Here is a 24,455-nt window from a genome sequence, read left to right as displayed (position 1 = left end):
CCTCACGGGTAACGACCCTGGCGTCACTCTCGCGTCAGGCGCGTCGCTGCAGGAACTCGTCGATCAATGCGGCGACCTGCTCACCGTGCGTCTCCAGCAGGAAGTGCCCGCCGTCGAGCAGGTGGATCTCCGCGTCGACGGCGTCCTTGGCGAAGGCCCGCGCCCCGTCGGGGCCGAAGATCGGATCGCCCTCACCCCACACCGCGAGCACGGGAACGCCGCTGCTGCGCAGGTATTCGTGCAGCGTGGGGTACAGCGGCGCGTTGGTCGCGTAGTCGCGGAACAGCTTGAGCTGCACCAGATCATTGCCCGGGCGGGAGACCATCGCCGCGTCGTGCACCCAGGTGTCCGGGCTGACCAGGGTCTCGTCGGCGACGCCGGTCAGGTACTGCCATTTGATGCCGTCGACGCTCAGCGCGGTCCGCACTCCGGCCTCGGTCTCGGGGGTCTGCTCACGCTGGTAGGCCCACACGCCGTTCCAGAAGCTCTCGACGAAACCTTCGTCGTAGCCGTTGCCGTTCTGGCTGACGATCGCGGTGATGGCCTCCGGATGCCGCAGGGCCAGGCGCCAGCCGATCGGCGCGCCGTAGTCCTGGACGTAGATCGCATAGCGGGACACCCCGAGCTGGCCGAGCAGGCCTTCGGTGAGGTCGGCCAGTGCGTCGAAGGTGTAGTCGAACTCGGTGGCCGCCGGGGCGTCGGAGTGCCCGTAGCCCAGGTGGTCGGGGGCGATGACGTGGTAGCGCTCGGCCAGTCGCGGGATGAGGTCGCGGAACATGTACGAGCTCGTCGGGAAGCCGTGCAGCAGCACGATCACCGGGGCATCCGGGGCGCCGGCCTCGCGGTAGAACAGCCGCTGCCCGTCGACGGTGGTGTAGCGATGGTGGACGGTCATGTCTAACTCCTTTAACTAGTTTTAGTGGTTAGTGACATCTAACGCCGGACGGCATAACCTGTCAATAGTCATTTGGAGGTTAGATATGGAGCTTCTGGAGGTGGGCCTGCACGACGAGGTCTTGCTGCTCGATCTGCTCAACACCACGCCGGTGGTCGATGGAAGGCAGCGCGACGTGCTCGCCGAACCGGCGCAGGCACGGGCCTGGCTCGACGAGCACGGGATGGCCGAAGCCGAACTGGCAGAGTTGATCGCGGCCCGGAACGTGCTTCAGGCCGTGGTGCGCGGGACCGGGTCGGCGGTCGCTGTGGAGTCGTTTCTCGATGAGGCGGCATTGCGGGCACACGCGACCGAGAACGGTTTGAGGTGGGACATCGATGCCGACCACGGCAGGCGCGGCGCCGTGCGGGCGATCCTGGCCTGGGACGCTGTGCGCGCGACGAATCCGGGCCGGTTACGCGCGTGCGGAAATCCGGACTGCCGGTTGTTTCTGATCGACCGCAGCAAGCCGAACACCGCTCGCTGGTGCTCGATGGCTACCTGCGGAAATCGTATGAAGGCGCGCCGGCATCACCAGCGCGTGAAGTCTGCGAAGACTGACGGACTGCCCTGATCACACCGGGGGGTAGGCCGGCGGCGGGTAGACGCCACGCAGACCCCAGGCCAGCCACGGAAAGAAGAAGTCGCTCTCGTCGCTGAGGTCGTAGTCAGGATTCGGATCCATGCCCGGAGTCTAGACGTATATGGCAAGGCCGGAACAGGGTCGCGACGGGAATTGCCTACACTCTTCAACCATCTAGTTGATTGATTTCCTGGGCAAGGTCCGGGCGATGCTGATAGTGAGTGTGCTATGTCATCCGATGCAGAGGGCGGCCGGAGCCGCGGAGGCGCGGCTGCCAACGGGACATCCCGCCGCGATGAACTGCTGACCGTTGCGGCCAAACTGTTCGCCGCCCGCGGGTACCACGGCACCCGGATGGACGACGTCGCCGAGGCCGTCGGGCTGAACAAGGCCACGGTCTACCACTATTACGCCAGTAAGTCGTTGATCCTCTACGACCTGTACAAGAGCACGGCGGACTTCACCGTGGAGGCGCTGCACGACGACCCGACCGCATCGGCGCGCGAAACCCTGTACCACTTCACCCGGCGGCTGCTCACCGGTATCGCCAACGACCTCGAGAAGGCCGCGGTGTACTTCCAGGAGGGCCCCTACATCACCGAGTGGTTCACCGAGGAGCAGGTGGCCTACATCCGGCGGGCCGAGACTCAGGTCTACGAGCATGTCCGTGACGTGATCGACCGCGGCATCGCCAGCGGCGAGTTCTACGACTGCGATTCGCATGTCCTTGCCCTCGGCTACATCGGGATGACGCTCGGCTCCTACCGCTGGTTGCGACCGCACGGCCGACGTACCGCCAAGGAGATCGCCGTGGAGTTCAGCACCGCGCTGCTGCGCGGACTGATCCGCGATGACGGGATCCGCAACGAATCCCCGCTGGGTGTCGAGATCGAAGAAAAGGCCTAGAACCCATGACTGATCTGTTCCGACTGGACGGCAAGGTCGCCGTCGTCACCGGCGGCGGCCGCGGTATCGGCCTGATGATGGCCCGTGGCCTGCTGCAGGCCGGGGCGTCGGTGTACCTCTCCAGCCGCAAGGAGGCCGAACTGGCCGCCGCCGTGGATGCGTTGTCCCCGTTGGGCCGCGTCTCCGCGGTGCCGGCCGACCTGGGAACGGCAGAAGGCGTCGCCGCACTCACCGCGGCGGTGACCGGACGCGAGGACAAGATCCACGCGCTGTTCAACAACGCCGGCGCCGCCTGGGGCGCGCCGTACGACGAGTTCCCGGAGTCCGGGTTCGACAAGGTCTACGACGTCAACGTCAAAGGCGTGTTCCTGCTGACGCGAGCGCTCACGCCGTTGTTGAATGCCGCTGCCGCCGAGGACGATCCGGCCCGCGTGATCAACACCGGCAGCATCGACGGCATCGTCGCGCCGGGCAAGGGCCGCGACAACTTCTCCTACAGCGCCAGCAAGGCCGCCGTGCACATGCTGACCAAGCATCTCGCCGGTGAGCTCGCCCCGAAGATCCTCGTCAACGCGATCGCGCCGGGCCTGTTCGAATCGCGGATGACCAAGGAGATGTTGCGCGCCGGGTCCGATGCCGTCGGGTCGGCCCTGCCACTCGGGCGTATCGGGCAACCCGACGACATCGCCGGTATCTCGGTGTTCCTGGCCAGCCGGGCCAGCGCCTACATCACCGGCGCGGTCATCCCGGTCGACGGCGGTGTGAGCACCATCAGGTGACGGGCAGGGTGAACCAGCCCCAGGCCAAGAAGGCGAACACGCCGATGAAGACCATGTCGCCGGCCATGTAAGGCCACTCGCTGCGGCGGAATCTGGTCGTCGCCGCACCGGCCATGAAAAGCGCCAGGCCGCAGGCGGCCACCGGGGTCAGCACCGGTGCGATACCCGTCGCAACGGGGAGTACCAGGCCGATCCCGCCGGTCAGTTTGATGAGCGCGATCGCCTTCAGGTGGCCGTCACCGAAGTCGTCGACCCAATGCTGATTGCTGCCCAGCGACCGGTACTTCTCCCGCGACATGAACAGCAGGCTGGCGCCACCGATCACGTAGGCCACTGCCGCGACGATGGTGATGATCCAGAGGGTGGTGTGCATTGCTCGCTCCGTTTCGTGGTTACGTCGGGCCCTGCCGACTCGTCACCTATATGACGGATCCGCGCGAGGAGAGGTAACAGACGATGTCCGACGCATCACTGGCCGAGACATTCGAAGAACAGCGCCCGCGGCTGCTTGCGGTGGCCCACCGCGTCCTCGGCTCCCAGGCCGACGCCGAGGACGCCGTCCAGGAAGCGTGGCTACGCCTGTCCCGCCAGGACACGGACTCGATCGAGAACATCGCCGGTTGGCTGACGACCGTGGTGGGTCGTATCTGTATCGACACGCTGCGTTCGCGCAGCAGCCGCGCCGAGGTGTCGCCGGCTGCCGACTTTCCGGAACTCGTCGTCACCGAGGACGTCGACACCCCGGAGGATGCCGCGGTGCTCGCGGACTCGGTCGGGCTGGCGATGCTCGTCGTGCTGGGCTCGTTACGCCCCGACGAACGCCTCGCGTTCGTCCTGCACGACATGTTCGCTGTGCCGTTCGCCGAGATCGGGCAGATCCTCGACAGGTCCAGCGACGCCGTCAAGATGATGGCCAGCCGCGCGCGCCGCAAGGTTCAGGACGTGCCGCCGCCCGCCGGCAGCCGCCGCCGGAAACAGGAGCAACGTGCGGTCGTCGACGCCTTCCTGGCCGCCGCCCGCGACGGCGACTTCGACGCACTGCTGCGCGTGCTCGATCCCGACGTCACCTGGCAGCGGTACACCGCCGCCGGCGTAACCGTCGGGACCGGATCCGACGCCGTCATCGCCGCGGTCCGGCGCGGCCAGGGGACCCACGTCGTGGCCCGGCGCGTGTCGGTGAACGGCGAGCCGGGGATCCTGGCGTGGGGGCCGAGCGGTCGTCCGCTCAGCGTGATGGCGTGCGTCGTCGACGGGGGCCGACTGGTCGGGATCGTGTCGATCCTCGATCCACGACGGCTGGCCCGGATGTCCCTGCCCGAGCCGCCCGCTGCCGATTAACCTGGCCGCATGAAGTCGACGATCCTCTCCCGCCGAGACCTGGATTTCCTGCTCTACGAGTGGCTGGACGTCGAAAAGCTCACGACGCTGGACCGATTCACCGAACACTCCCGCGAAACCTTCGACGGCGTGCTCGATCTGTGCGAGCAACTCGCGACCCGCTACTTCGCGCCGCACAACAAGCTCAGCGACGCCAACGAGCCCACGTTCGACGGGGAGGCCGTCACGCTGATCCCTGAGGTGAAAGAGGCGTGGGATGCCTTCGCCGCGGCCGACCTGCTGGCCATGGGTTTCGACGACGAACTCGGTGGGGCGCAGCTGCCCGCCACCGTCGCGCAGGCCGCGTTCGCGTGGATCTCCGCGGCCAACGTGTCGACGTCGGGCTATCTGATGCTGACCATCGCCAATGCCAATCTGCTGGCCCGCTTCGGCTCGCCCGAGCAGATCGAACAGTTCGTCAAACCCATGCTGGCGGGCCGCTTCTCGGGGACGATGGCGCTGTCGGAGACGCAGGCCGGATCATCACTGGCCGACATCACCACGCGTGCCGAACCGCAGCCCGACGGCAGTTACCGGCTGTTCGGGTCGAAGATGTGGATCTCGGGCGCCGAACACGAAATGACCGAGAACATCGTCAACCTGGTGCTGGCCAAGATCCCCGGCGGCCCGGCCGGCACCAAGGGCATATCGCTGTTCATCGTGCCGAAGTTCCTGGCCGACGGCTCCCGCAACGGGGTGGCCATCTCGGGGCTCAATCACAAGATGGGACAACGCGGTATCACCAACACCGTGCTGAACTTCGACGGCGCGGTCGGTTACCTGGTCGGGGAGCCGCACCGCGGCATCGTCTACATGTTCCACATGATGAACGAGGCCCGCCTCGGCGTGGGGATGGGCGCCGTGGCGCTGGGTTACACGGGTTATCTCAAGTCGCTGGAGTATGCGCGGGAGCGTCCGCAGGGCCGGCCCATGGGCGTCAAGGATCCGTCGACGCCTCAGGTGCCGATCATCGAGCACGCCGATGTCAAGCGAATGCTCTTGGCGCAGAAGGCATATGTCGAGGGCGGGCTCGCGCTGGCACTGTACTGCGCCAAGCTGGTCGATATTGGGTCCGCCGATGACGCCGCGGTGCTCGACATTCTCACCCCGGTCGCCAAGAGCTGGCCGTCGCAATGGTGCGTGGAAGCCAACAGCCTGGCGATCCAGGTGCACGGCGGCTACGGCTACACCCGCGAATACGACGTTGAACAGCACTACCGCGACAACCGGCTCAACCCGATCCACGAGGGCACGCACGGCATCCAGAGCCTGGACCTGTTGGGCCGCAAGGTGACCCAAAACGGCGGGGCCAGTTTGGCGGCGCTGGGGGAGCGCGTCGCTGCCACCGTGACGGCTGCCCGCGAGGCGGCCCCGGAATTGGCAGATCAGCTCGACGCCGCCTGGCGGCGGCTGGTCGAGGTCACCGGCGCGATGTTCACCTCCGGTGACGTCGAGGCCGCGATGGCGAACAGCGCCGTGTACCTGGAGGCGTTCGGGCACATCGTGGTGGCCTGGATCTGGCTGGAGCAGTTGCTTGCCGCCGAAGGCCGGGCCGGGGATTTCTATGACGGCAAGCGACAGGCGGCCCGGTTTTTCTTCCGCTACGAACTACCCAAGACCGCACCACAATTGGACTTGCTGGAGAGCCTCGACCGCACCACGCTGCAGATGCGGGACAGCTGGTTCTAATCGAACTCGATGATCTGGCGTACGGCCCGTCCGTCGGCCAGCTCGTCCATGCCGGTGTTGATCTGGTCGAGGGTGATGGTGGAGGACACCAGCTGCTCGACGGGCAGCCGGCCGGCCCGCCAGAGTTCGACAAACCGCGGGATGTCGCGTGACGGCACCGCCGAGCCCAGGTAGCTGCCGATCAGTGACCGGCCTTCGGCCACGAAACCCAACGGCGACACCGAGATCCGGGCGTCCGGACGGGGCAGTCCCACGGTGATCGTGCGGCCGCCGGGGCCGGTGAGCGCGATCGCGGTTTCCAGCGCGGCGGGGTGGCCGGCGGCCTCGATCACCACGTCGGCCTTGAGGTCGGCTGCCTGCTCGGGCGTGTAGGTCTCGTGGACGCCGAGTTCACGGGCCCGGTCGAGTTTGTCGGGCAACTGGTCCACGCCGATGACACGGACGTCGTCGTGGGCCAGCGCGGTCATGGCCGCCGCCATGCCGACACCACCCAGGCCGACGACCGCCACGGTCTGGCCGGGATGTGGTTTGCCCACATTGAGCACGGCGCCGCCGCCGGTGAGCACCGCGCAACCCAACAGCGAGGCCACCGTCGCGGGCACATCGCCGGGGACGGGCACCACCGACCGGCGGTCGACGACGGCGTGGGTGGCGAAACCGGACACCCCGAGGTGATGGAACACCGGCTCGCCGTCACGGGTCAGCCGGATGTCGCCGTTCATCAGGGTGCCCGCTCCGTTGGCGGCCGATCCTGGGCCGCACGGCGTCAGCCCGTCGGTGGCACATGCGGAGCAGTGTCCGCACCGCGGCAGGAACGTCATGACCACCCGTTGTCCCACCGGCAGATCGGTGTCACCCGCCTGGATGATTCCGGCGGCCTCGTGGCCCAGCAGCATCGGGACCGGCCGCACCCGGTTGCCATCCACCACCGACAGATCGGAATGGCACAGGCCGGCGGCCTCGATGCGCACCAGCAGTTCACCCGGACCAGGGCCGGCCAGCTCAAGGTCGCTCACCTGGATCGGCTGCGACGCGGCGTACGGGCGGGCTAGGCCGATGTGCTCGAGGACGGCTCCGCGGATCAACATGTCGACCAGCCTGTCAGACTTCCGGAATGACCGACGGAGCTGAATTGACCCGCGCAGACTTTCCGTTGCACTGGCCAGTACTGACCCGATGGACCGACAACGACATGTTCGGCCACCTCAACAACGCGGTGTACTACGAGCTGTTCGACACGGCGATCAACGCCTGGATCAACACCAACTGCGACGTCGATCCGGTCAACGCACCCTGGCTCGGCGTGGTCGCCGAGTCCGGGTGCCGCTACTACGCCGAGTTGAAGTTTCCCGATCCACTGGTGGTCGGTCTGGCAGTGACCCGGCTGGGCAACAGCAGCGTGACCTATCGGCTCGGACTGTTCGAACCGGACGGGCCGGTCGCGGCCGTCGGCCACTGGGTGCACGTGTACGTCGACCGGTCCACGCGCCGCCCGGTACCGATTCCCGACGTGATCCGCGACCTGCTGCAGTCGATATGCTCGCCGGATGCCACTCGTGAGCAAGACCGTCGAGGTTGAAGCCCCTGCCGAGCAGATCATGGCGATCGTCGCCGATTTCGAGGCCTATCCGCAGTGGAACCCCGAGATCAAGGGCTGCTGGATCCTGGCCCGCTACGACGACGGCCGCCCCAGCCAGTTGCGGCTCGACGTCGAGATCCAGGGTCAGTCCGGCGTCTTCATCAACGCGGTCTACTACCCGGCGGAGAACCAGATCTTCACCGTGCTGCAGCAGGGTGATCACTTCACCAAGCAGGAGCAGCGCTTCTCGGTCGTGCCACTCGGCCCGAACAGCACGCTGCTTCAGGTTGACCTCGAGGTCGAGGTGAAGCTGCCGATCCCGGCCATGATGGTCAAGAAGCTCATCGGCGACACCCTGGACCACCTGTCCAACGCCCTCGTCGGCAGGGTGCAGCAGCTGTCCGCCTAGGCCGCGCGGTCGGCGGCGGCAGCCCGCAGCTCCAGTACGCGATTGCGGATGCGGTACTCGGTGGCCCGTGGCATCTCGGCTGGGCGATATCGGCCGTGCCTGACCCGCAAGACCCGGCCGTGGTTCATCTCCCACCGCAAGGCGTCGGAGATCGCCTTCGATGGGCGCCCAGCGGTCGCCGTTCTGCACCAGCTGCATCGTGAGCACGTAGCGGAGATTGGTGCCCCGCAGCAGGAGTTTGTCCGCCATGGCGTCACGGTGCCAGGGGGTCCGACAGTCACGCCAGTCACGAATTCCGGACGCATGTCCGATGTGCCCGGCTGCCAGCGACAAGTCAGCGACAACCGCCACTACGGTCACATAGGCCACGTCCATCCCATTGTCGCTGGCCAGTTCTCCCACTCCGGCATCTCTGGCCCCGTCAGCCTCGTCAGTCCACTGCCCACCTATGAGCGACACTGTCGCTCATAGGTGGGCAAGCCGAAATCTGGTGCATACGAGGCTGCTGTTGACCAGAGTTGCCTGAGTATGAACAAGCAACGTGACCGGCGATGCGCACGATGCCGATGAGGCGATTGTCGCTCGATAGTCGCTGACAGTCGGGCACGTCGGCACCCACCGCGAGATCGGTGTTGAAGTGACTTCTGGGGCATGCGATGTGGCCGAGGTGGTGGGCTCACCGTATCCGGGTCAGCTCAGTCCCACATCCCGATCTGGTCGAGGCGCGCGATCAGCCGTTGGGCGGCATCGGTGAACTGGTTTGCGTTGAGCTCGACGGCGGCCGCCGTATCCCGCCGGCGCAACGCGTCGATCAGCAGCCGGTGGTTCTCGACGGCTTCGGTGCCCCACTTCGGATCTGTCGAATAGATCAGCGCGGGCAGGTAACGCGCGACATGCAGCAGAAACCACGCCAGCTTGATCCGGCCGCTGGCGTGGTTGAAGGCCCGGTGGAACGTGAATTCTGCGGACGAGATGGCCACCGGATCGTGATCCTTCACGGCGGCCGCGAGTTCGGCGTTGAGCTGCTCCAGCTCGTCGATCTGGGCCCCGGTGATGCGCGTCGTGGCCGTGGCGGCCAGCTCACGCGCGATGGTGGCCTGTAGCCAGAAGATGTCTTCGACGTCGGCGCGGGTCAGCGGCACGACGACGTGTCCGCGATTCGGCTCCAACTGCACCATGCCTTCGCCGCGCAGTGTGCGCAGGGCCTCCCGCACCGGTGTGATGCTCACCCCGAGTGCTGCGGCGGTCTCGTCGAGCCGGATGAATGTCCCGGGCCTCAGAACACCGGTCATGATCTCGGCGCGCAGCTGTGCGGCGACCTCGTCGGAAAGTTGCTCGCGCCGTCCTCCGCGACGGCGTTGCACGGCCACTCTGGCAGGTGCATTCACGCGAATCCGGTCGCCTTTCTGGTGGGCTTGTCGCCGAGGCGCCGAGGCCATAGTGTGACCGGGGCAACCCCATGTTTGATCAAATATAAAATTCGTGCAACTCGATACCGATGGAGTACAGATCCGTTGACTGCCGAGCCGTTCCCCACTGAGCAGCCATACCTGGCCCGTCGTCAGAACTGGGCCAACCAACTGACCCGGCACGCCATGATGCAGCCCGAAAAGACCGCCCTGCGGTTCCTGGGCCACACCACCACGTGGCGCGAACTCGACCGCCGGGTGACCAAGCTGGCCGGTGCGCTGAGCCGGCGTGGAATCGGCTTCGGCGACCGGGTGCTGATCCTGATGCTGAACCGCCCCGAGTTCATCGAGGCGATGCTGGCGGCCAACAAGCTCGGTGCCATCGCGGTCCCGGTGAACTTCCGGATGACCCCGCCCGAGGTCGCCTTCCTCGTCAGCGACTGCGAAGCCCGCGTCATTGTCACCGAGCCGGTGCTCGCCGGAGTCGCCACGGCGGTACGCGATCTCGACGCCACGCTGTCGACGGTCATCGTGGCCGATGCCCCGACCGAAGACGGTGTACTGGGCTACGAGGACCTGATCGCCGAGGACGGCGAGCCCGCGCCGCCGGTTGACATCCCCAGCGACGCCCCCGCGCTGATCATGTACACCTCGGGCACCACCGGCCGGCCCAAGGGCGCGGTCCTGACCCACAACAATCTGGTCGGGCAGGGCATGACCAACCTGTTCACCACCGGAGTCGACATCAACAACGACGTCGGCTTCATCGGCGTCCCGCTGTTCCACATCGCCGGTGTCGCCGGAAACGTGAACACCGGTATGACGCTCGGCCTCCCGACGGTGATCTATCCGCTCGGGGCGTTCGATCCGGGCGCGCTGCTCGACGTGCTGGCGGCCGAGAAGGTGACCGCCATCTTCCTGGTGCCTGCGCAGTGGCAGGCGGTTTGCGCTGAGCAGAAAGCCAATCCGCGCGATCTTTGCCTGCGGTCCCTGTCATGGGGTGCCGCGCCGGCCTCGGACACGTTGCTCCGGGCCATGGCGGAGACGTTCCCGGGTAGCCAGATCCTCGCCGCGTTCGGGCAGACCGAGATGTCTCCGGTCACCTGCATGTTGTTGGCAGACGACGCGATTCGCAAGCTCGGTTCCGTCGGGCAGGTGATCCCCACCGTTTCCGCCCGCATCGTGGACGAGAACATGAACGACGTCCCGGTCGGTGACGTCGGCGAGATCGTCTACCGCGCCCCAACTTTGATGGCGGGCTACTGGAACAACCCCAAAGCCACCGCCGAGGCGTTCGCCGGCGGCTGGTTCCACTCGGGCGATCTGGTCCGCCAGGACGAGGAAGGCTACATCTGGGTCGTCGACCGCAAGAAGGACATGATCATCTCCGGCGGCGAGAACATCTACTGCGCCGAGGTGGAGAACGTCCTGGCCGCTCATCCGGCCATCACCGAGGTGGCGGTCATCGGCCGGCACGACGAAAAGTGGGGCGAGGTCCCGGTTGCGGTGGTCGCCCTCAGCCGAGGCGACGCCCTGGATCTCGGAGATCTCGACGGCTTCCTCACCGAACGTCTTGCGCGTTACAAGCACCCGAAGGCGCTCGAAATCGTCGACGCGCTGCCCCGCAATCCCTCGGGCAAGGTGCTCAAGACGGAACTCCGGGAACGGTTCGGATCTCCGATCAACGCCCAGTAGCGCTGACGTTTGCGAAAGTATCTCCGCTTCAACGGTTTCTGCAGGTCGCGGCGAAAGTTTGCTGTCATTGCATGCTGTCGCTAACAGTTGATGGCACAATCCACCCGATGCGGTGCACGGCCCGGTTTCCATCGGGTACAGTCCGGTGGTCTCAATTACTACTCGCGAGTAGGGAGAGACGGATCACACAAGCTGATAGGCGACGAGGAGGGGGCGTGCGACACGTCCAGGGGGCGCACCGGTGACGGCGCCCGCCGACGGGCTCGTCGGCTACGTACGTGGTCAATTGGAGAAGCCGCTGGCTATGGTCGGTGGCTTCTTCAAGATGACAGTGCTCACCGGAAAGGCCTTTCTCACACGGCCATTCCAGTGGAAAGAGTTCGTGCTGCAGAGCTGGTTCCTGATCCGGGTGGCCTTCCTGCCCACGCTCGCGGTATCGATCCCGCTGACCGTGCTCATCATCTTCACGCTCAACATCCTGTTGGCGGAGTTCGGTGCGGCCGACGTCTCGGGCGCCGGTGCCGCACTGGGTGCGGTGACGCAGCTCGGTCCGCTGGTGACGGTGCTCGTGGTGGCCGGTGCCGGATCGACCGCGATTTGCGCGGACCTCGGCGCCCGTACCGTGCGTGAGGAGATCGACGCGCTCGAGGTGCTGGGCATCGACCCGATCGAGCGGCTGGTCGTTCCCCGCGTGGTCGCCTCTACCTTCGTGGCCTTCATGCTCAACGGCGCCGTGATCACCATCGGCCTGATCGGTGGCTTCTTCTTCGGCGTCTATGTCCAGAACGTGTCCGCCGGCGCCTACGTGTCCACCCTGACCCTGCTCACCGGATTCCCCGAGGTGATGATCTCGGTCGTCAAGGCAACCCTGTTCGGCCTGATCGCCGGACTCGTGGGCTGCTACCGGGGCCTGACGGTGGCCGGTGGCTCCAAGGGCGTCGGCACCGCGGTGAACGAGACCCTGGTGCTGTGCGTGGTGGCATTGTTCGCAGTCAACGTCGTGCTCACCACCATCGGTGTGCGGTTCGGAACAGGGCATTGACATGAGTACCGCAACAGTCCTCCGCTCCCGGTTCCCCCGGGCGTTCTCGCGCACCTCAGACATCGCGGGCACGCCGGGCCGGTTCCTCGACAGCATGGGCCACGTCGCGTGGTTCGTGGTCCAGGCCCTCGGTTCGATCCCGCATGCGTTCCGGCACTACCGCCGTGAGGCACTGCGGCTGGTCGCCGAGATCGGCATGGGCACCGGTGCCATGGCCGTCATCGGCGGCACCGTGGCCATCATCGGTTTCGTCACGCTGTCGGCCGGCTCCCTGATCGCCATCCAGGGCTTCGCGTCGCTGGGAAACATCGGCGTCGAGGCGTTCACCGGCTTCTTCGCCGCCCTGGCAAACATCCGCGTCGTTGCCCCGGTCGTCACGGGTCAGGCCCTGGCGTCCACAGTCGGCGCCGGCGCCACCGCCGAACTGGGCGCCATGCGCATCAGCGAAGAGGTCGACGCACTCGAAGTCATGGGCATCAGGTCGATCTCGTACCTGGTGTCCACCCGGATCATCGCCGGGTCGATCGTCATCATCCCGCTGTACGCGATGGCGATCCTGCTGTCCTTCCTGTCTGCGCAGTTCGTCACGACGATCTTCTACTCGCAGTCAGTCGGTACGTATGAGCACTACTTCCATACGTTCCTGCGCGTCGACGACGTGATGTGGTCCTTCCTTCAGGTCATCATCATGTCCGTCGTGGTCATGTTGAACCACTGCTACTTCGGCTACTACGCCAGTGGCGGTGCCGTCGGTGTGGGTGAGGCAGTAGGGAGGTCGATGCGAACCTCGTTGATCGCAATCGTGTTGGTGGTCCTGTTGGCATCGTTGGCGCTCTACGGCACCGACCCCAACTTCAACCTCACGGTGTAGCGGCATGGCGCCCCAAGCAGCCCTCAACAAGCCGAAGATCCCGCCATACAAACTGGCCGGATTGGTGCTCGCGCTCGTCACCGCAGTGGTCGTGGCGCTGACGTGGATGCAGTTCCGCGGCACCTTCGAGAAGAAGACGCAGCTGACCGTGCTGTCCGGTCGGGCCGGTCTGTCGATGGACCCGGGTTCGAAGGTCACCTTCAACGGTGTGCCGATCGGCCGGTTGGCCTCCATCGACGTCGTCACCGTCGACGACAACCCGGAGGCCAAGCTGACCCTGGACGTCAAGCCGCAGTACCTGAAGCTGATCCCGGAGAACGTGACCGCTGAACTGCGGGCCACCACGGTGTTCGGCAACAAGTACATCTCGTTCCTCTCGCCGGAGAATCCGTCGGCAAAGCGCCTGACGCCCGATACGCCGATCCGCGCGCAGGGCGTGACGACCGAGTTCAACACGCTGTTCGAGACGATCACCGCGATCTCCGAGCAGATCGACCCGATCAAGCTGAACCAGACGCTGACGGCCACCGCCCAGGCGCTCGACGGCCTGGGCGACAAGTTCGGCCAGTCCATCGTCAACGGCAACGACATCCTGGCCGACCTGAACCCGCGGATGCCCGAGATCCGCCGCGACATCGCCGGACTGGCCGACCTCGGCGAGGTGTATGCGAACGCGGGCCCGGACCTGTTCGACGGCCTGACCAACGCCGTCACCACCGCCCGCACGCTCAATGACCAGCGGGGCAATCTGGACCAGGCCCTGGTGGCCGCGGTCGGCTTCGGCAACACCGGCGGTGACATCTTCGAACGCGGCGGGCCGTACCTGGTCCGCGGCGCCCAGGACCTGCTGCCCACCTCGGCGCTGCTCGACAAGTACAGCCCGGCGCTGTTCTGCACGATCCGCAACTACCACGACGCCGGCCCGAAACTCGCCGGCGCACTTGGCGGTAACGGTTACTCGCTGCAGACCCACTCGCTGGTGGTCGGCGTCGGCAACCCGTACGTCTTTCCCGACAACCTGCCGCGGGTCAACGCCAAGGGTGGGCCGGAAGGCCGCCCCGGCTGCTGGCAGCCGGTCACCAAGGACCTGTGGCCCATGCCGTACCTGGTGATGGATACCGGTGCATCGATCGCCCCGTACAACCACCTCGAGATGGGTCAACCGCTCGTGGCCGAGTACGTGTGGGGCCGCCAAGTGGGGGAGAACACGATCAACCCATGAGCATCAAGGGCACGCTTATCAAGCTCGGCATCTTCTCACTGGTGCTGCTCACCTTCACCGCGATCATCTTCGTGGTCTTCGGTCAGATCCGGTTCAACCGGACGGCCGAGTACTCGGCGATCTTCAACAACGTCAGCGGTCTGCGCACCGGGCAGTTCGTCCGTGCGTCCGGTGTCGAGGTCGGCAAGGTCTCGGGCGTCAAGCTGATCAACGGCGGCCAGCAGGCCGAGGTCACGTTCAACGTCGAGAAGTCGTTGCCGTTGTTCGACCAGACCACGGCTGCGATCCGCTACCAGGACCTGATCGGTAACCGCTACCTCGAGCTCAAGCGCGGGGAGAGCAACACGAAGATCGCGCCGGGCAGCACCATTCCGCTGGAACGCACCGAGCCCGCGCTCGACCTCGACGCACTCGTCGGCGGCTTCCGCCCGCTGTTCCAGTCGCTGAGCCCGGAGAAGGTCAACACCATCTCCAAGTCGATCATCACGATCTTCCAGGGCCAGGGCGGCACCATCAACGACATCCTGGACCAGACTGCGCAGCTCACCCAGAGCATCGCCGACCGGGACCAGGCGATCGGCGAGGTGATCCGGAACCTCAACATCGTTCTGGACACCACCGTCGCGCATCAGCAGCAGTTCGATGACACCCTCAAGAACTTCGAGACGCTGATCACCGGGCTGAAGAACCGTGCCGATCCGATCGGATCGTCGGTGGCCAACATCAGCAACGCGGCCGGCTCGCTGGCCGACCTGTTGTCGGACAACCGTCCGCTGCTCAAGGACACCATCGGTCAACTCGAGGTCATCCAGCAGCCGCTGATCGACCAGAAGCAGCAGCTCAACGACATCCTGGTGCAGTTCCCCCAGGCGTTGAAGATCATCGGCCGTGCCGGTGGCATCTACGGTGACTTCTTCAACTTCTATGCCTGCGACCTCTCGTTGAAGCTCAACGGGTTGCAGCCGGGCGGTCCCGTCCGAACCGTCAGACTCAGCTCACAGCCGTCGGGTAGGTGCACGCCGCGATGAGGACACTGCAAGGTTCCGACCGTTTCCGCAAAGGCCTGATGGGCGTTGTGGTGGTGGCGCTGGTCATCGGCGTCGGCTCGACGCTGACGAGCGTGCCGATGCTGTTCGCGGTGCCCACGTACTACGGCCAGTTCTCCGATACCGGTGGCCTGAACCTGGGCGACAAGGTGCGCATCGCAGGTATGGATGTCGGCACGGTCAAGAGCATGGACATCAACGGCGACAAGGTCGAGATCGGCTACACCCTGGGTGGGAAGACGATCGGCACCGAGAGTCGCGCGGCGATCCGTACCGACACGATCCTGGGTCGCAAGAACATCGAGATCCAGCCGCGGGGCAGCCAGACCCTGCCCCCGCGCGGGATGCTGCCGCTGGGACAGACGACGACGCCGTACCAGATCTATGACGCGTTCCTGGACGTCACGCGCAACGCGGCGGGCTGGGACACGAAGTCGGTCAAGGACTCGCTGAATGTGTTGTCGGAGACGGTCGATCAGACCTCGCCGCACCTGAGCGCCGCGCTGGACGGCGTGGCCAAGTTCTCCGAGACCATCGGCAAGCGCGACGAGGACGTCAAGAAGCTGCTGGCCAACGCGAACAAGATCGCCACGGTGCTCGGTGATCGCAGCACTCAGGTCAACCAGCTGCTGGTGAACGCCCAGACCCTGCTGGCCGCGGTGAACGAGCGCGGCCAGGCCGTCAGCATGCTGCTGGAGCGGGTGTCGTCGGTGTCGCATCAGGTCGAGGGCCTGATCAACGACAACCCGAACCTCAACCACGTGCTGGAGCAGCTGCGTACGGTCAGCGACCTGCTGGTCGAGCGCAAGCAGGACCTCGCGGACACGCTCACCGTGGCGGGCAAGTTCATCACCTCACTGGCCGAGGCACTGGCCTCCGGCCCCTACTTCAAGGTGATGCTCGTCAACCTGATCCCGCCGCAGATCCTGCAGCCGTTCGTCGACTCCGCCTTCAAGAAGCGCGGCATCGACCCCGAGGAGTTCTGGCGTAACGCCGGTCTGCCGTCGGCTCGCTTCCCCGATCCCAACGGCCAGCGTTTCGAGAACGGCGCCCCGCCGCCGGCCCCGACGCCGCTGGAAGGTACCCCGGAGCATCCGGGACCTGCCGTCCCGCCCGGATCGCCATGCTCGTACACTCCGACCGCGGCCGGGATCCCGTCGCCGGGCAACCCGATGCCGTGCGCCGCGGCTACCCAGGGCCCCTTCGGTGGCCCGGAGTACGGTCCCCCGGACCTGGCGACGTCGGCACCGAATCCTGACGGCATCGCGCATTCGCCGGGTGTGCCCAGTGCGGCCATCCCCGGTCAGATGCCGCCGGATCAGCCGGGCGCCCCGGTGGAGCTGGCGCCCGGTCCGCCGGGAGCCCGTACCGTTCCGATCGCCCCGTTGCCGGTGGCGCCGGGACCCCTGCCGGGTTATGCACCGCACCCGGCGCCGGTGAACGCTCCTCCGGCACCACCGGGACCGGGGCCGGATGCGGGGCCGGTGGGTACACCGCCGCTTCCAGGTAATCCGCCGTTCCTTCCGCCCGGGTCGCAGGGATAGGCCAGGGGGAGATACAGAGACATGTCAACCGTATTCAACGTTCGAAACATCAAGTTGCCCAAGGCTTCCCGGGCAGCTGTCATCGTCGCTGCGCTGGCGGTGGCAGCAGCCCTGGTGCTGGGTTACTTCGGCATCAGCCTGTACAAGAAGATGACCAACACCACGGTCACCGCGTACTTCCCCGAAGTGCTCGCGCTGTACCCCGGTGACAAGGTCCTCATCATGGGCGTCAAGGTCGGTGCGATCGACAGCATCGAGACCGACGGCGACAAGATGAAGGTCGTCTTCCACGTCAACAACAAGTACAAGGTGCCGGAGAACGTCACGGCGTCCGTGCTGAACCCGAGCCTGGTGGCCTCGCGCGTCATCCAGCTGTCCCCGCCCTACACGGGTGGGCCGCGGTTGCAGAACAACGCCGTGATCCCGATCGAGAACACCCAGATCCCGGTCGAGTACGACGAGCTGCGCAACCAGATCACTCGCCTGCTCGACGATCTGGGCCCGACCGCCGAACAGCCCAAGGGTCCGTTCGGCGACATCATCGACTCCTTCGCCGACGGTTTCCAAGGCAAGGGCGAGCAGCTCAACCGCACCCTCAACGGGTTGTCGGAGGCGCTGACCACGCTCAACCAGGGCCGCGGTGATTTCTTCCAGGTGGTCAAGAGCCTGGCGTTGTTCGTCAACGCCCTGCACAAGAGCGATCAGCAGTTCGTGGCGCTCAACAACGATCTGGCGCAGTTCACCAACTCGTTCACCAACACCGATCAGGAATTGGCAACGGCCCTGCAGGATCTCAACCGGGTCCTCAAGACCACCCGCGAGTTCCTCGACAAGAACGGCGGCGTGCTGGCTCACGACGTCAACAACTTGTCGGAGGCGACGACGGCGATCCTGCAGCCCGAACCGCGCAACGGTCTGGAGACGGGTCTGCATGCCTACCCGAACCTGGCCGCCAACGTGCTGAACATCGTCTCGCCCAACCAGGGTGGCATCGTGGGTCTGCCGGTTCTGCCGGGTCTGACCAACTTCTCCAACCCGCTGCAGTTCGTCTGCAGTTCGATTCAGGCGGGCAGCCGGTTGGGGTACCAGGATTCGGCCGAGCTGTGTGCGCAGTACCTGGCGCCGATCCTGGACGCGATCAAGTTCAACTACCTGCCGTTCGGCCAGAACCTGGCCAACACCGCGATGACGCTGCCCAAGCAGATCTCCTACTCGGAGCCGCGCCTGCAGCCGCCAGGGGGCTACAAGGACACCACCGTCCCCGGTATCTGGTCGCGTGACACCTTGTTCTCGCACGGCAACCATGAGCCGGGCTGGACGGTGGCGCCGGGTATGCAGGGCGTCCAGGTGCAGCCGGCCACTCAGCAGATGCTGACGCCGGAGTCGTTGTCCGAGTTGATGGGTGGCCCGGACATCGTGGCCCCGCCGGCCCCGCCGGCGTTCGGAGTCCCGCCGGGTGGCAACCTGCCCGGACCGCCGAACTCGTACGACGAGACCAATCCGCTGCCGCCCCCGTGGTACCCGCAGCCCGGACCGCCGCCGGCGCCCGCGCCGGGTGTGATCCCGGGTGACCCGATGTCGGGTCCCGCACCGGCCGCTCCGGCTCCGGCTCCCGCCGGGCCTGCGCTGCCTGCCGAGGTCGGAGGACAGGGCTAATGAAGACACGCAACTGGGGTCGCGTCGGTCGACGCGTCGCGGTGTTGTCGGCCTCCGCGCTGATCCTCACCTCGTGTGGGCAGTGGCGCGGTGTGGCCAACGTGCCGCTGCCGGGTGGGCCGGGCACCGAGTCCGGCCGCACCACGCTGTACGTGCAGATGCCGGAGACGTTGGCGCTCAACGCCAACAGCCGGGTGCGGGTGCGCGACGTGTTCGTGGGCCGGGTCCGCAAGATCGAGCTGATCAACTGGGTGCCCACGTTGACCGTCGATCTGGAGCCGGGCATCGAGCTGCCCAAGAACACCCTGGCCAAGATCGGCCAGACCAGCTTGCTGGGTTCGCAGCACGTCGAGCTCAACCCGCCGGACAAGGACCCGTCCAAGGAGATGCTGCGTAGCGGGGACACCATCCCGTTGGCACAGTCGTCGGCGTACCCGACGATCGAGCGGACGCTGGCCGGTATCTCGGGCATCCTGACCGGCGGTGGCATCCCGAACATCGAGACCATCCAGACCGAGGTGTTCAACATCCTCAACGGTCGCGCCGATCAGATCCGCGACTTCCTGGGCCGGCTCGATACGTTCACCGATGAACTCAACCAGCAGCGCAACGACATCACCCGGGCGATCGATTCGACCAATCGGCTGTTGAACATCGTTGCGGCCCGTAACGACACGTTGGACCGGGTGCTCACCGAGTTCCCGCCGCTGATCCAGCATTTCGCCGACACCCGCGACTTGTTCGCCGATGCGGTGACGTCGCTGGGCCGGTTGTCCAAGGCTGCCGACGACACGTTGTCGAACAGCAACGCGAATCTGCACACCAACCTGCAGAACCTGCAGCGGCCGCTCAAGCAGCTGGCACGTTCGGCCCCGTATCTGGTGGAGGCGCTCAAGCTGATCCTCACGGTGCCGTTCAACATCGAGAACATCCCGAAGGCGGTGCGCGGCGACTACATCAACGTGTCGCTGACGATCGACCTGACGTTGAGCTCGGTGGACAACGCGTTCCTGTCCGGTACCGGCCTCTCGGGCATGCTCCGCGCGCTGGAGCAGGCATGGGGCCGCGATCCGGCGACGATGATCCCGGATGTCCGGTTCACGCCGAACCCGCACGATGCACCTGGTGGCCCGCTTGTGGAAAGGGGGGAGTGAGACATGTTGCTGACCCGCTTCATCAAGATGCAGCTCATCTTGTTCGCGACGCTGACGGCCATAGCGCTGGTCGTGTTGGCGCTGTTCTACCTGCGGCTGCCGACCTGGGCCGGGGTCGGGATGTACAAGCTGAACGCCAACCTCCCGAACTCGGGCGGCTTGTACGCGACGGCGAACGTCACCTATCGCGGAACCACGATCGGCAAGGTCACCTCCGTCGAGCCCACCGAGCAGGGTGCCCGGGTCGAGATGAACATCTACGACCGGTACCGGGTGCCGCTGGACTCCAGTGCCAACGTGCACTCGGTGTCGGCGGTCGGTGAGCAGTTCATCGACCTGGTGTCCGAGGGCGGCAGTGACGGAAAGTACTTCCGCGACGGCGACACCATCGAGAAGGGCACGGTGCCGGCCGAGGTCGGCCCGTCGCTCGACGCCGCACAGCAGGGTCTGGCGGCGTTGCCGAAGGAGAAGATCGCGGTCCTGCTCGACGAGACGGCTCAGGCCGTCGGCGGGCTCGGGCCGTCGCTGCAGCGCCTGGTCGATTCCACGCAGGCGATCGCCGGCGACTTCAAGGACAACCTCGATCCGATCAACGACATCGTCGAAAACTCCGGGCCGATCATCGACAGCCAGGTGAACTCGGGTGACGCGATCTCGCGGTGGGCCAAGAACCTGAACACGCTGGCGGCGCAGAGCGCTCAGAACGACGCGGAACTACGCAGCGGTATCCAGCAGGCGGCACCGACGGCCGATCAGCTGAACTCGGTGTTCAGCGATGTCCAGGAGTCCCTGCCGCAGACGCTGGCGAACCTGGAAATCGTCATCGACATGCTCAAGCGCTACAACAAGAACGTCGAGCAGGTGCTGGTGGCGTTGCCCCAGGGCGGTGCCGTCGCCCAGACCGCGACGATCTTCGCGCCCAAGGGCCTGCTGCACTTCGGTCTCGGCATCAACATGCCGCCGCCGTGCCTGACCGGCTTCCTGCCCGCCTCCCAGTGGCGTTCGCCTGCGGACACGTCGTTGGCGCCGCTGCCGGAGGGCCTGTACTGCAAGATCCCCAAGGACGCGCCGAACGCGGTGCGCGGTGCCCGTAACTATCCGTGCGCCGACGTGCCGGGTAAGCGAGCCGCATCACCGGCGGAGTGCCGCAGCCAGGAGCCCTACCAGCCGCTGGGCACCAACCCGTGGTACGGCGATCCGAACCAGATCCGCAACTGCCCGGCCCCGGCCGCGCGCTGCGATCAGCCGGTCGATCCGGGCCGGGTGATCCCCGCGCCGTCGGTGAATAATGGGTTGAACCCGTTGCCGGCAAGTCAGCTTCCACCACCGGAATCAACGGCGATGCGCAGCGATCCGCTGACCGCGCCGCGGGGTGGCAGTGTGAGTTGTAGTGGACAGCAGCCGAACCCCTGCATCTACACTCCGGCAGCAGGTTCGACCGCTACCTATAGCCCGTCCAGCGGCGAGGTGGTCGGTCCCGGCGGTGTGAAGTACTCCGTCACCAACTCGAATAAACCAGGAGATGACGGATGGAAGGAGATGCTGGCGCCAGCCAGCTGAACCTCGCCGACCAGCAGGACCCCCACACCCCTGAACCGCAAGCGGAGGCCGTCACCGAGATCTCTGATCCGATCTCAGCCGCGGACGCCGAGGAGGCTCCTGAGGCGTCCACGTCCCGGCCGTCACGGTTGGGGCGCGGCTGGGTGGCGGCGATTCTCGCCGGCCTGCTGGTCCTTGCGGCGGCCGTCGGCGTCGGCGGCTACCTGGCACTGCGTGCGCATCAGGACAGTGAACGGATCGCCGGCGATGAGGCCGAGGCCTTGGCTGCGGCCAAGGACTGTGTGACCGCGACGCAGGCGCCCGATACCCAGGCGATGATCGCGGCCCAGACCAAGATCATCGAATGCGCGACCGGTGACTTCGGGGCGCAGGCCGGCCTCTACAGCGGCATGCTGCTGGACGCCTACCAGGCCGCCAACGTGCAGGTGAAGGTTTCGGACCTGCGCGCGGCGGTGGAGAAGCACAACGACGACGGATCGATGGACCTGTTGGTCGCGGTGCGGGTGCTGGTCACCAACAGCGAGAAGTCCGACGAAGAACAGGGCTACCGGCTGCGGGTGAAGATGGCCCGCGGCGATGACGGCACCTACAAGGTTGCTCGGCTCGACCAGGTCACGTCGTGACCGCTGTGCTGGACAACGCCGACCCGGTCTCCGCTGCGGGCGCCGGGGCGGACCAGACCCGGCTGGCGTCGTGGCCGGCTCGCGCCGGAGCGTTCGCCGTCGATGTGTTGGCGCCCGCCGGGTTGATCGTGACGCTGGCGCTGCTGGCTTGGTCGGCCCCGCTGTACGGCTGGTTCTGGTGGGTGTGCACGGTGACGGCGGCCCTGGTGGTCGTCGCGATGCTGATCAATCGGATCGGTCTGCCTGCCTACACCGGCTGGACGCTGGGCCGGTCCGTGTTCGGTATCCGGGTGGTGTCCACGGCCGGCGATGCCGGTCTGGTGCGCCTGCTGCTGCGCGACCTGGCGCACCTGCTGGACACCGCGGCGGTGTTCCTGGGCTGGCTGTGGCCGTTGTGGGATTCACGTAATCGCACTTTCGCCGATCTGCTCACCCGCACCGAGGTGCGTCGCGTCGATCGGCCTGAGCATGACGTCCGCCGTCGCGCCGGAGCGGTACTGCTGGCCCTCGCGGTGCTGAGCGGTATCGCGGGCGGGCTGGGGTATCTGGCGGTGTATCGCGAGGATCGGGCCGTGGATCAGGCCCGCACGCAGATCGCCGAGCAGGGTCCGCGGATCGTCGAGGAGCTGCTGAGCTACGGGGTCGATTCCGTCGATGCGGATTTCACCAAGGCACAGTCGCTGACCACCGAGAACTACCGGCAGCAGTTGGTCGCCCAGCAGGACGCGGTCCGTAAGGCCGGGCCGACCACCAACGACTACTGGGCCGTGAGCAGCGCGGTGCTGCCGGGGGTGACCGAAGACGCCGCCTCCATGCTGGTGGCGCTGCAGGGCCAGCGTGGCACCAACCCTCAGGAACTGAAGTTCATCACCGCGACGGTGCGGGTGGAGTTCGTGAAGTCAGACGACCGCTGGCTCGTCGACAACCTGATGGTGCTCAAGCGGCCGGTGTTGAACGGGGGCGGACAGTGAGCCCGCGCCGCCGGATCGAGCCGAATGAACGTGACTATTTCGCGGTCGAACCCAAGGAGCCGATCCGTTGGGGACTGCCGATCGTCGGAATGATCTCAGCGCTGCTCATCGCCGCCGCCATCGTCGGCAGCACGCTGATTCTGGTGCGGCACGAGTCGGATCGTCGTGCGGAGATCAAGAGCGCAGGCGCGTTGGACTACGTGCGTGAGTTTATGACGATGTACACGACGCTGGATCCGTTCCACGCCAACGACTATGCGGACCGCGTCGCGGGACAGGCGACCGGTGATTTCCGAAAGATGTTCTCCGAGAAGCAGAACGAGATCGTCGTTCAGGTGGCTCGGGCCGAACCCACCGAGGGGGCGGTACTCGATGCCGGCATCCAGCGGTGGAATGACAACGGAAGTGCCGACGTTCTGGTCGCGACAAAGATCAGCACCCGAACCCCTGACGGGAAGTCCGTGATCGAAAGCGGCAGCCGTTGGATTGCGACGACGATTTGGGAAGGACAGCAGTGGAAGATCAGCCAGCTGATTCAGGTGATCTGACCACCGGCGAGCCCGACAAGCCGCGCCGCAGACTGCTTTTCGGGCGGCGACGCCGTGCCGAGGCGGTGGTTGAGGAATCGGTCGAGACTCCGGCCGAGTCGGAGGCTGCCGCTCCGGAACGTCGCACCCCGACCGGCAAGGCGGGCCGCAAGGTGGCTGCCGAACCCGAAGGCGATGTCGAACCCGAAGGCGAGGTCGAACCTGCAGGCGATGTCGAACCCGAAGGCGATGTCGAACCTGCGGCCGAAACCGAAGGTGAGGCCGAACCGGAGGCGGACGCCGAGGCCGCCGAGGCAGAACAGGCCGATGACGTGGTCCTGGTTCCGCACCGCGAGGCAGGCAAGCGGCTGACGTACTGCGCGGTCGGCGCCGCGGCGGTGTTCGTGGTGGCCGGGGCGTTCGGTGGCGCGATGCTGCAGCCGTACCTGGCCGACCGCGCACTGGTGGCGACCAAACTCCAAGTGGCGCAGACCTCTGCCGATGCCATCACCACGTTGTGGACCTACAACCCGGACAACATCGAAACCCTGCCGGACCGGGCCGCGAAGTACCTGTCGAGTGACTTCGCCAACCAGTACCGGCAGCTGATCGATTCCATCGTGCCCACGAACAAGCAGGCCCAGGTCACCAACAACACCGAGGTGATGGGTACCGCGGTGGAGACCATCGGCCCCGACGAGGCCACCGCGATCGTCTACACCAACACCGTGTCGACGAGCCCCGTCACCAAGAACGTCCCGTCGCTTCGGTACATGTCGTATCGGCTGATATTGCAGCGCACGGACGGGGATTGGTTGATCACCCAGATGCCGGCATTGACGCAACTGGACCTGTCTCCACAGCTGTAGCGGCGAGGAT

The 24,455-nt window shown here is 66.2% G+C and carries 25 protein-coding genes and 1 pseudogene; 20 read left to right on the top strand and 6 right to left on the bottom strand.

Going from position 1 to position 24,455, the window contains the following annotated elements:
• Positions 1-34 precede the first annotated feature (34 nt).
• Complete coding sequence (locus BN2156_RS19840; protein ID WP_090516673.1) at positions 35-895, bottom strand: alpha/beta fold hydrolase; 861 nt, start codon at positions 893-895, stop codon at positions 35-37.
• An 85-nt stretch (positions 896-980) separates the two neighbouring features.
• On the opposite strand from BN2156_RS19840, the gene BN2156_RS19835 reads away from it, so the two are divergent.
• Positions 981-1,508, top strand: a complete 528-nt coding sequence (locus tag BN2156_RS19835; RefSeq protein ID WP_090516672.1) for a CGNR zinc finger domain-containing protein — start codon at positions 981-983, stop codon at positions 1,506-1,508.
• Here the strand turns inward: BN2156_RS19835 and BN2156_RS19830 are convergent, their stop codons facing one another.
• Positions 1,509-1,619 carry a hypothetical protein gene (locus BN2156_RS19830; RefSeq protein WP_003883225.1) on the bottom strand — a complete coding sequence of 37 codons (111 nt, stop codon included), beginning with the start codon at positions 1,617-1,619 and terminating at the stop codon, positions 1,509-1,511.
• A 126-nt stretch (positions 1,620-1,745) separates the two neighbouring features.
• Between BN2156_RS19830 and BN2156_RS19825 the strand changes: the two genes are divergently transcribed.
• On the top strand, positions 1,746-2,423 hold the full coding sequence (locus BN2156_RS19825) for a TetR/AcrR family transcriptional regulator (RefSeq protein ID WP_090516671.1): 678 nt from the start codon (positions 1,746-1,748) through the stop codon (positions 2,421-2,423).
• Positions 2,424-2,428: 5 nt separating this feature from the next.
• Positions 2,429-3,202: an SDR family oxidoreductase gene (locus BN2156_RS19820; RefSeq protein WP_090516670.1), complete on the top strand. Its 774-nt coding sequence runs from the start codon at positions 2,429-2,431 to the stop codon at positions 3,200-3,202.
• Here the strand turns inward: BN2156_RS19820 and BN2156_RS19815 are convergent.
• Entirely contained in the window at positions 3,195-3,575 is a 381-nt protein-coding gene (locus BN2156_RS19815; protein ID WP_090516669.1) for a DoxX family protein, read from the bottom strand. The genes BN2156_RS19820 and BN2156_RS19815 overlap by 8 nt on opposite strands.
• An 83-nt stretch (positions 3,576-3,658) precedes the next feature.
• Between BN2156_RS19815 and BN2156_RS19810 the strand changes: the two genes are divergently transcribed.
• A complete protein-coding gene (locus BN2156_RS19810; RefSeq protein ID WP_090516668.1) occupies positions 3,659-4,540 on the top strand; it encodes a sigma-70 family RNA polymerase sigma factor in 882 nt (293 codons plus the stop codon).
• Between the two features lie 9 nt (positions 4,541-4,549).
• Complete coding sequence (locus tag BN2156_RS19805) at positions 4,550-6,268, top strand: acyl-CoA dehydrogenase (protein WP_090516667.1); 1,719 nt, start codon at positions 4,550-4,552, stop codon at positions 6,266-6,268.
• On the opposite strand, the gene BN2156_RS19800 is transcribed toward BN2156_RS19805, so the two are convergent.
• Entirely contained in the window at positions 6,265-7,356 is a 1,092-nt protein-coding gene (locus BN2156_RS19800) for an alcohol dehydrogenase catalytic domain-containing protein (protein WP_090516666.1), read from the bottom strand. The genes BN2156_RS19805 and BN2156_RS19800 overlap by 4 nt on opposite strands.
• A 26-nt stretch (positions 7,357-7,382) precedes the next feature.
• Here BN2156_RS19800 and BN2156_RS19795 point away from each other — a divergent pair, with 26 nt between their 5' ends.
• Together BN2156_RS19795 and BN2156_RS19790 are read left to right on the top strand one after the other, a co-directional pair.
• Positions 7,383-7,847, top strand: a complete 465-nt coding sequence (locus BN2156_RS19795) for an acyl-CoA thioesterase (protein ID WP_090516665.1) — start codon at positions 7,383-7,385, stop codon at positions 7,845-7,847.
• The gene (locus tag BN2156_RS19790; protein ID WP_162490894.1) at positions 7,816-8,256 is read left to right on the top strand and encodes an SRPBCC family protein; all 441 of its coding nucleotides are present in this window, start codon (positions 7,816-7,818) and stop codon (positions 8,254-8,256) included. The genes BN2156_RS19795 and BN2156_RS19790 overlap by 32 nt, the downstream gene beginning before the upstream one ends.
• Here BN2156_RS19790 and BN2156_RS19785 read toward each other — a convergent pair.
• Together BN2156_RS19785 and BN2156_RS19780 are read right to left on the bottom strand one after the other, a co-directional pair.
• A pseudogene (locus tag BN2156_RS19785) lies at positions 8,253-8,505 on the bottom strand (hypothetical protein). The gene BN2156_RS19790 and the pseudogene BN2156_RS19785 sit on opposite strands and share 4 nt — an antisense overlap.
• A 446-nt stretch (positions 8,506-8,951) precedes the next feature.
• Complete coding sequence (locus BN2156_RS19780) at positions 8,952-9,644, bottom strand: GntR family transcriptional regulator (protein WP_090516663.1); 693 nt, start codon at positions 9,642-9,644, stop codon at positions 8,952-8,954.
• A gap of 126 nt (positions 9,645-9,770) precedes the next feature.
• On the opposite strand from BN2156_RS19780, the gene fadD5 reads away from it, so the two are divergent.
• The 13 genes from fadD5 to BN2156_RS19715 all read left to right on the top strand — a co-directional run bounded on the left by fadD5 (position 9,771) and on the right by BN2156_RS19715 (position 24,445).
• Complete coding sequence (gene fadD5, locus BN2156_RS19775) at positions 9,771-11,360, top strand: fatty-acid--CoA ligase FadD5 (protein WP_090516662.1); 1,590 nt, start codon at positions 9,771-9,773, stop codon at positions 11,358-11,360.
• Positions 11,361-11,601: 241 nt separating this feature from the next.
• The gene (locus BN2156_RS19770; protein WP_090516661.1) at positions 11,602-12,402 is read left to right on the top strand and encodes an MlaE family ABC transporter permease; all 801 of its coding nucleotides are present in this window, start codon (positions 11,602-11,604) and stop codon (positions 12,400-12,402) included.
• Position 12,403: 1 nt separating this feature from the next.
• The gene (locus tag BN2156_RS19765) at positions 12,404-13,273 is read left to right on the top strand and encodes an MlaE family ABC transporter permease (protein ID WP_090516660.1); all 870 of its coding nucleotides are present in this window, start codon (positions 12,404-12,406) and stop codon (positions 13,271-13,273) included.
• 4 nt (positions 13,274-13,277) lie between these two features.
• Entirely contained in the window at positions 13,278-14,495 is a 1,218-nt protein-coding gene (locus BN2156_RS19760) for an MCE family protein (RefSeq protein ID WP_090516659.1), read from the top strand.
• The gene (locus BN2156_RS19755) at positions 14,492-15,523 is read left to right on the top strand and encodes an MCE family protein (RefSeq protein WP_090516658.1); all 1,032 of its coding nucleotides are present in this window, start codon (positions 14,492-14,494) and stop codon (positions 15,521-15,523) included. The genes BN2156_RS19760 and BN2156_RS19755 overlap by 4 nt, the downstream gene beginning before the upstream one ends.
• A complete protein-coding gene (locus BN2156_RS19750) occupies positions 15,520-17,085 on the top strand; it encodes an MCE family protein (protein ID WP_090517507.1) in 1,566 nt (521 codons plus the stop codon). Before BN2156_RS19755 ends, BN2156_RS19750 begins: the two co-directional genes overlap by 4 nt.
• 21 nt (positions 17,086-17,106) lie before the next feature.
• Positions 17,107-18,741, top strand: a complete 1,635-nt coding sequence (locus BN2156_RS19745) for a virulence factor Mce family protein (protein ID WP_090516657.1) — start codon at positions 17,107-17,109, stop codon at positions 18,739-18,741.
• Positions 18,741-19,895, top strand: a complete 1,155-nt coding sequence (locus BN2156_RS19740; RefSeq protein WP_090516656.1) for a virulence factor Mce family protein — start codon at positions 18,741-18,743, stop codon at positions 19,893-19,895. The genes BN2156_RS19745 and BN2156_RS19740 overlap by 1 nt, the downstream gene beginning before the upstream one ends.
• A 6-nt stretch (positions 19,896-19,901) precedes the next feature.
• Complete coding sequence (locus tag BN2156_RS19735) at positions 19,902-21,455, top strand: MCE family protein (protein WP_162839250.1); 1,554 nt, start codon at positions 19,902-19,904, stop codon at positions 21,453-21,455.
• Positions 21,425-22,078 (top strand): Rv1363c family protein, encoded by a 654-nt coding sequence (locus BN2156_RS19730; RefSeq protein WP_090516654.1) that lies wholly within the window; start codon positions 21,425-21,427, stop codon positions 22,076-22,078. The genes BN2156_RS19735 and BN2156_RS19730 overlap by 31 nt, the downstream gene beginning before the upstream one ends.
• Positions 22,075-23,049: an RDD family protein gene (locus tag BN2156_RS19725; RefSeq protein ID WP_090516653.1), complete on the top strand. Its 975-nt coding sequence runs from the start codon at positions 22,075-22,077 to the stop codon at positions 23,047-23,049. The genes BN2156_RS19730 and BN2156_RS19725 overlap by 4 nt, the downstream gene beginning before the upstream one ends.
• Positions 23,046-23,597: an Rv1363c family protein gene (locus BN2156_RS19720; protein WP_090516652.1), complete on the top strand. Its 552-nt coding sequence runs from the start codon at positions 23,046-23,048 to the stop codon at positions 23,595-23,597. Before BN2156_RS19725 ends, BN2156_RS19720 begins: the two co-directional genes overlap by 4 nt.
• Positions 23,564-24,445, top strand: coding sequence for a mammalian cell entry protein (locus BN2156_RS19715; protein WP_090516651.1), 882 nt, complete (start codon positions 23,564-23,566; stop codon positions 24,443-24,445). The genes BN2156_RS19720 and BN2156_RS19715 overlap by 34 nt, the downstream gene beginning before the upstream one ends.
• The last annotated feature ends 10 nt before the right edge of the window (positions 24,446-24,455 follow it).

It is taken from the genome of Mycolicibacterium neworleansense (assembly GCF_001245615.1).
Lineage (GTDB): Bacteria > Actinomycetota > Actinomycetes > Mycobacteriales > Mycobacteriaceae > Mycobacterium > Mycobacterium neworleansense.
The sequence above is the reverse complement of the archived record's forward strand: the minus strand, read 5'-3'. Positions and strand labels throughout refer to the sequence as shown.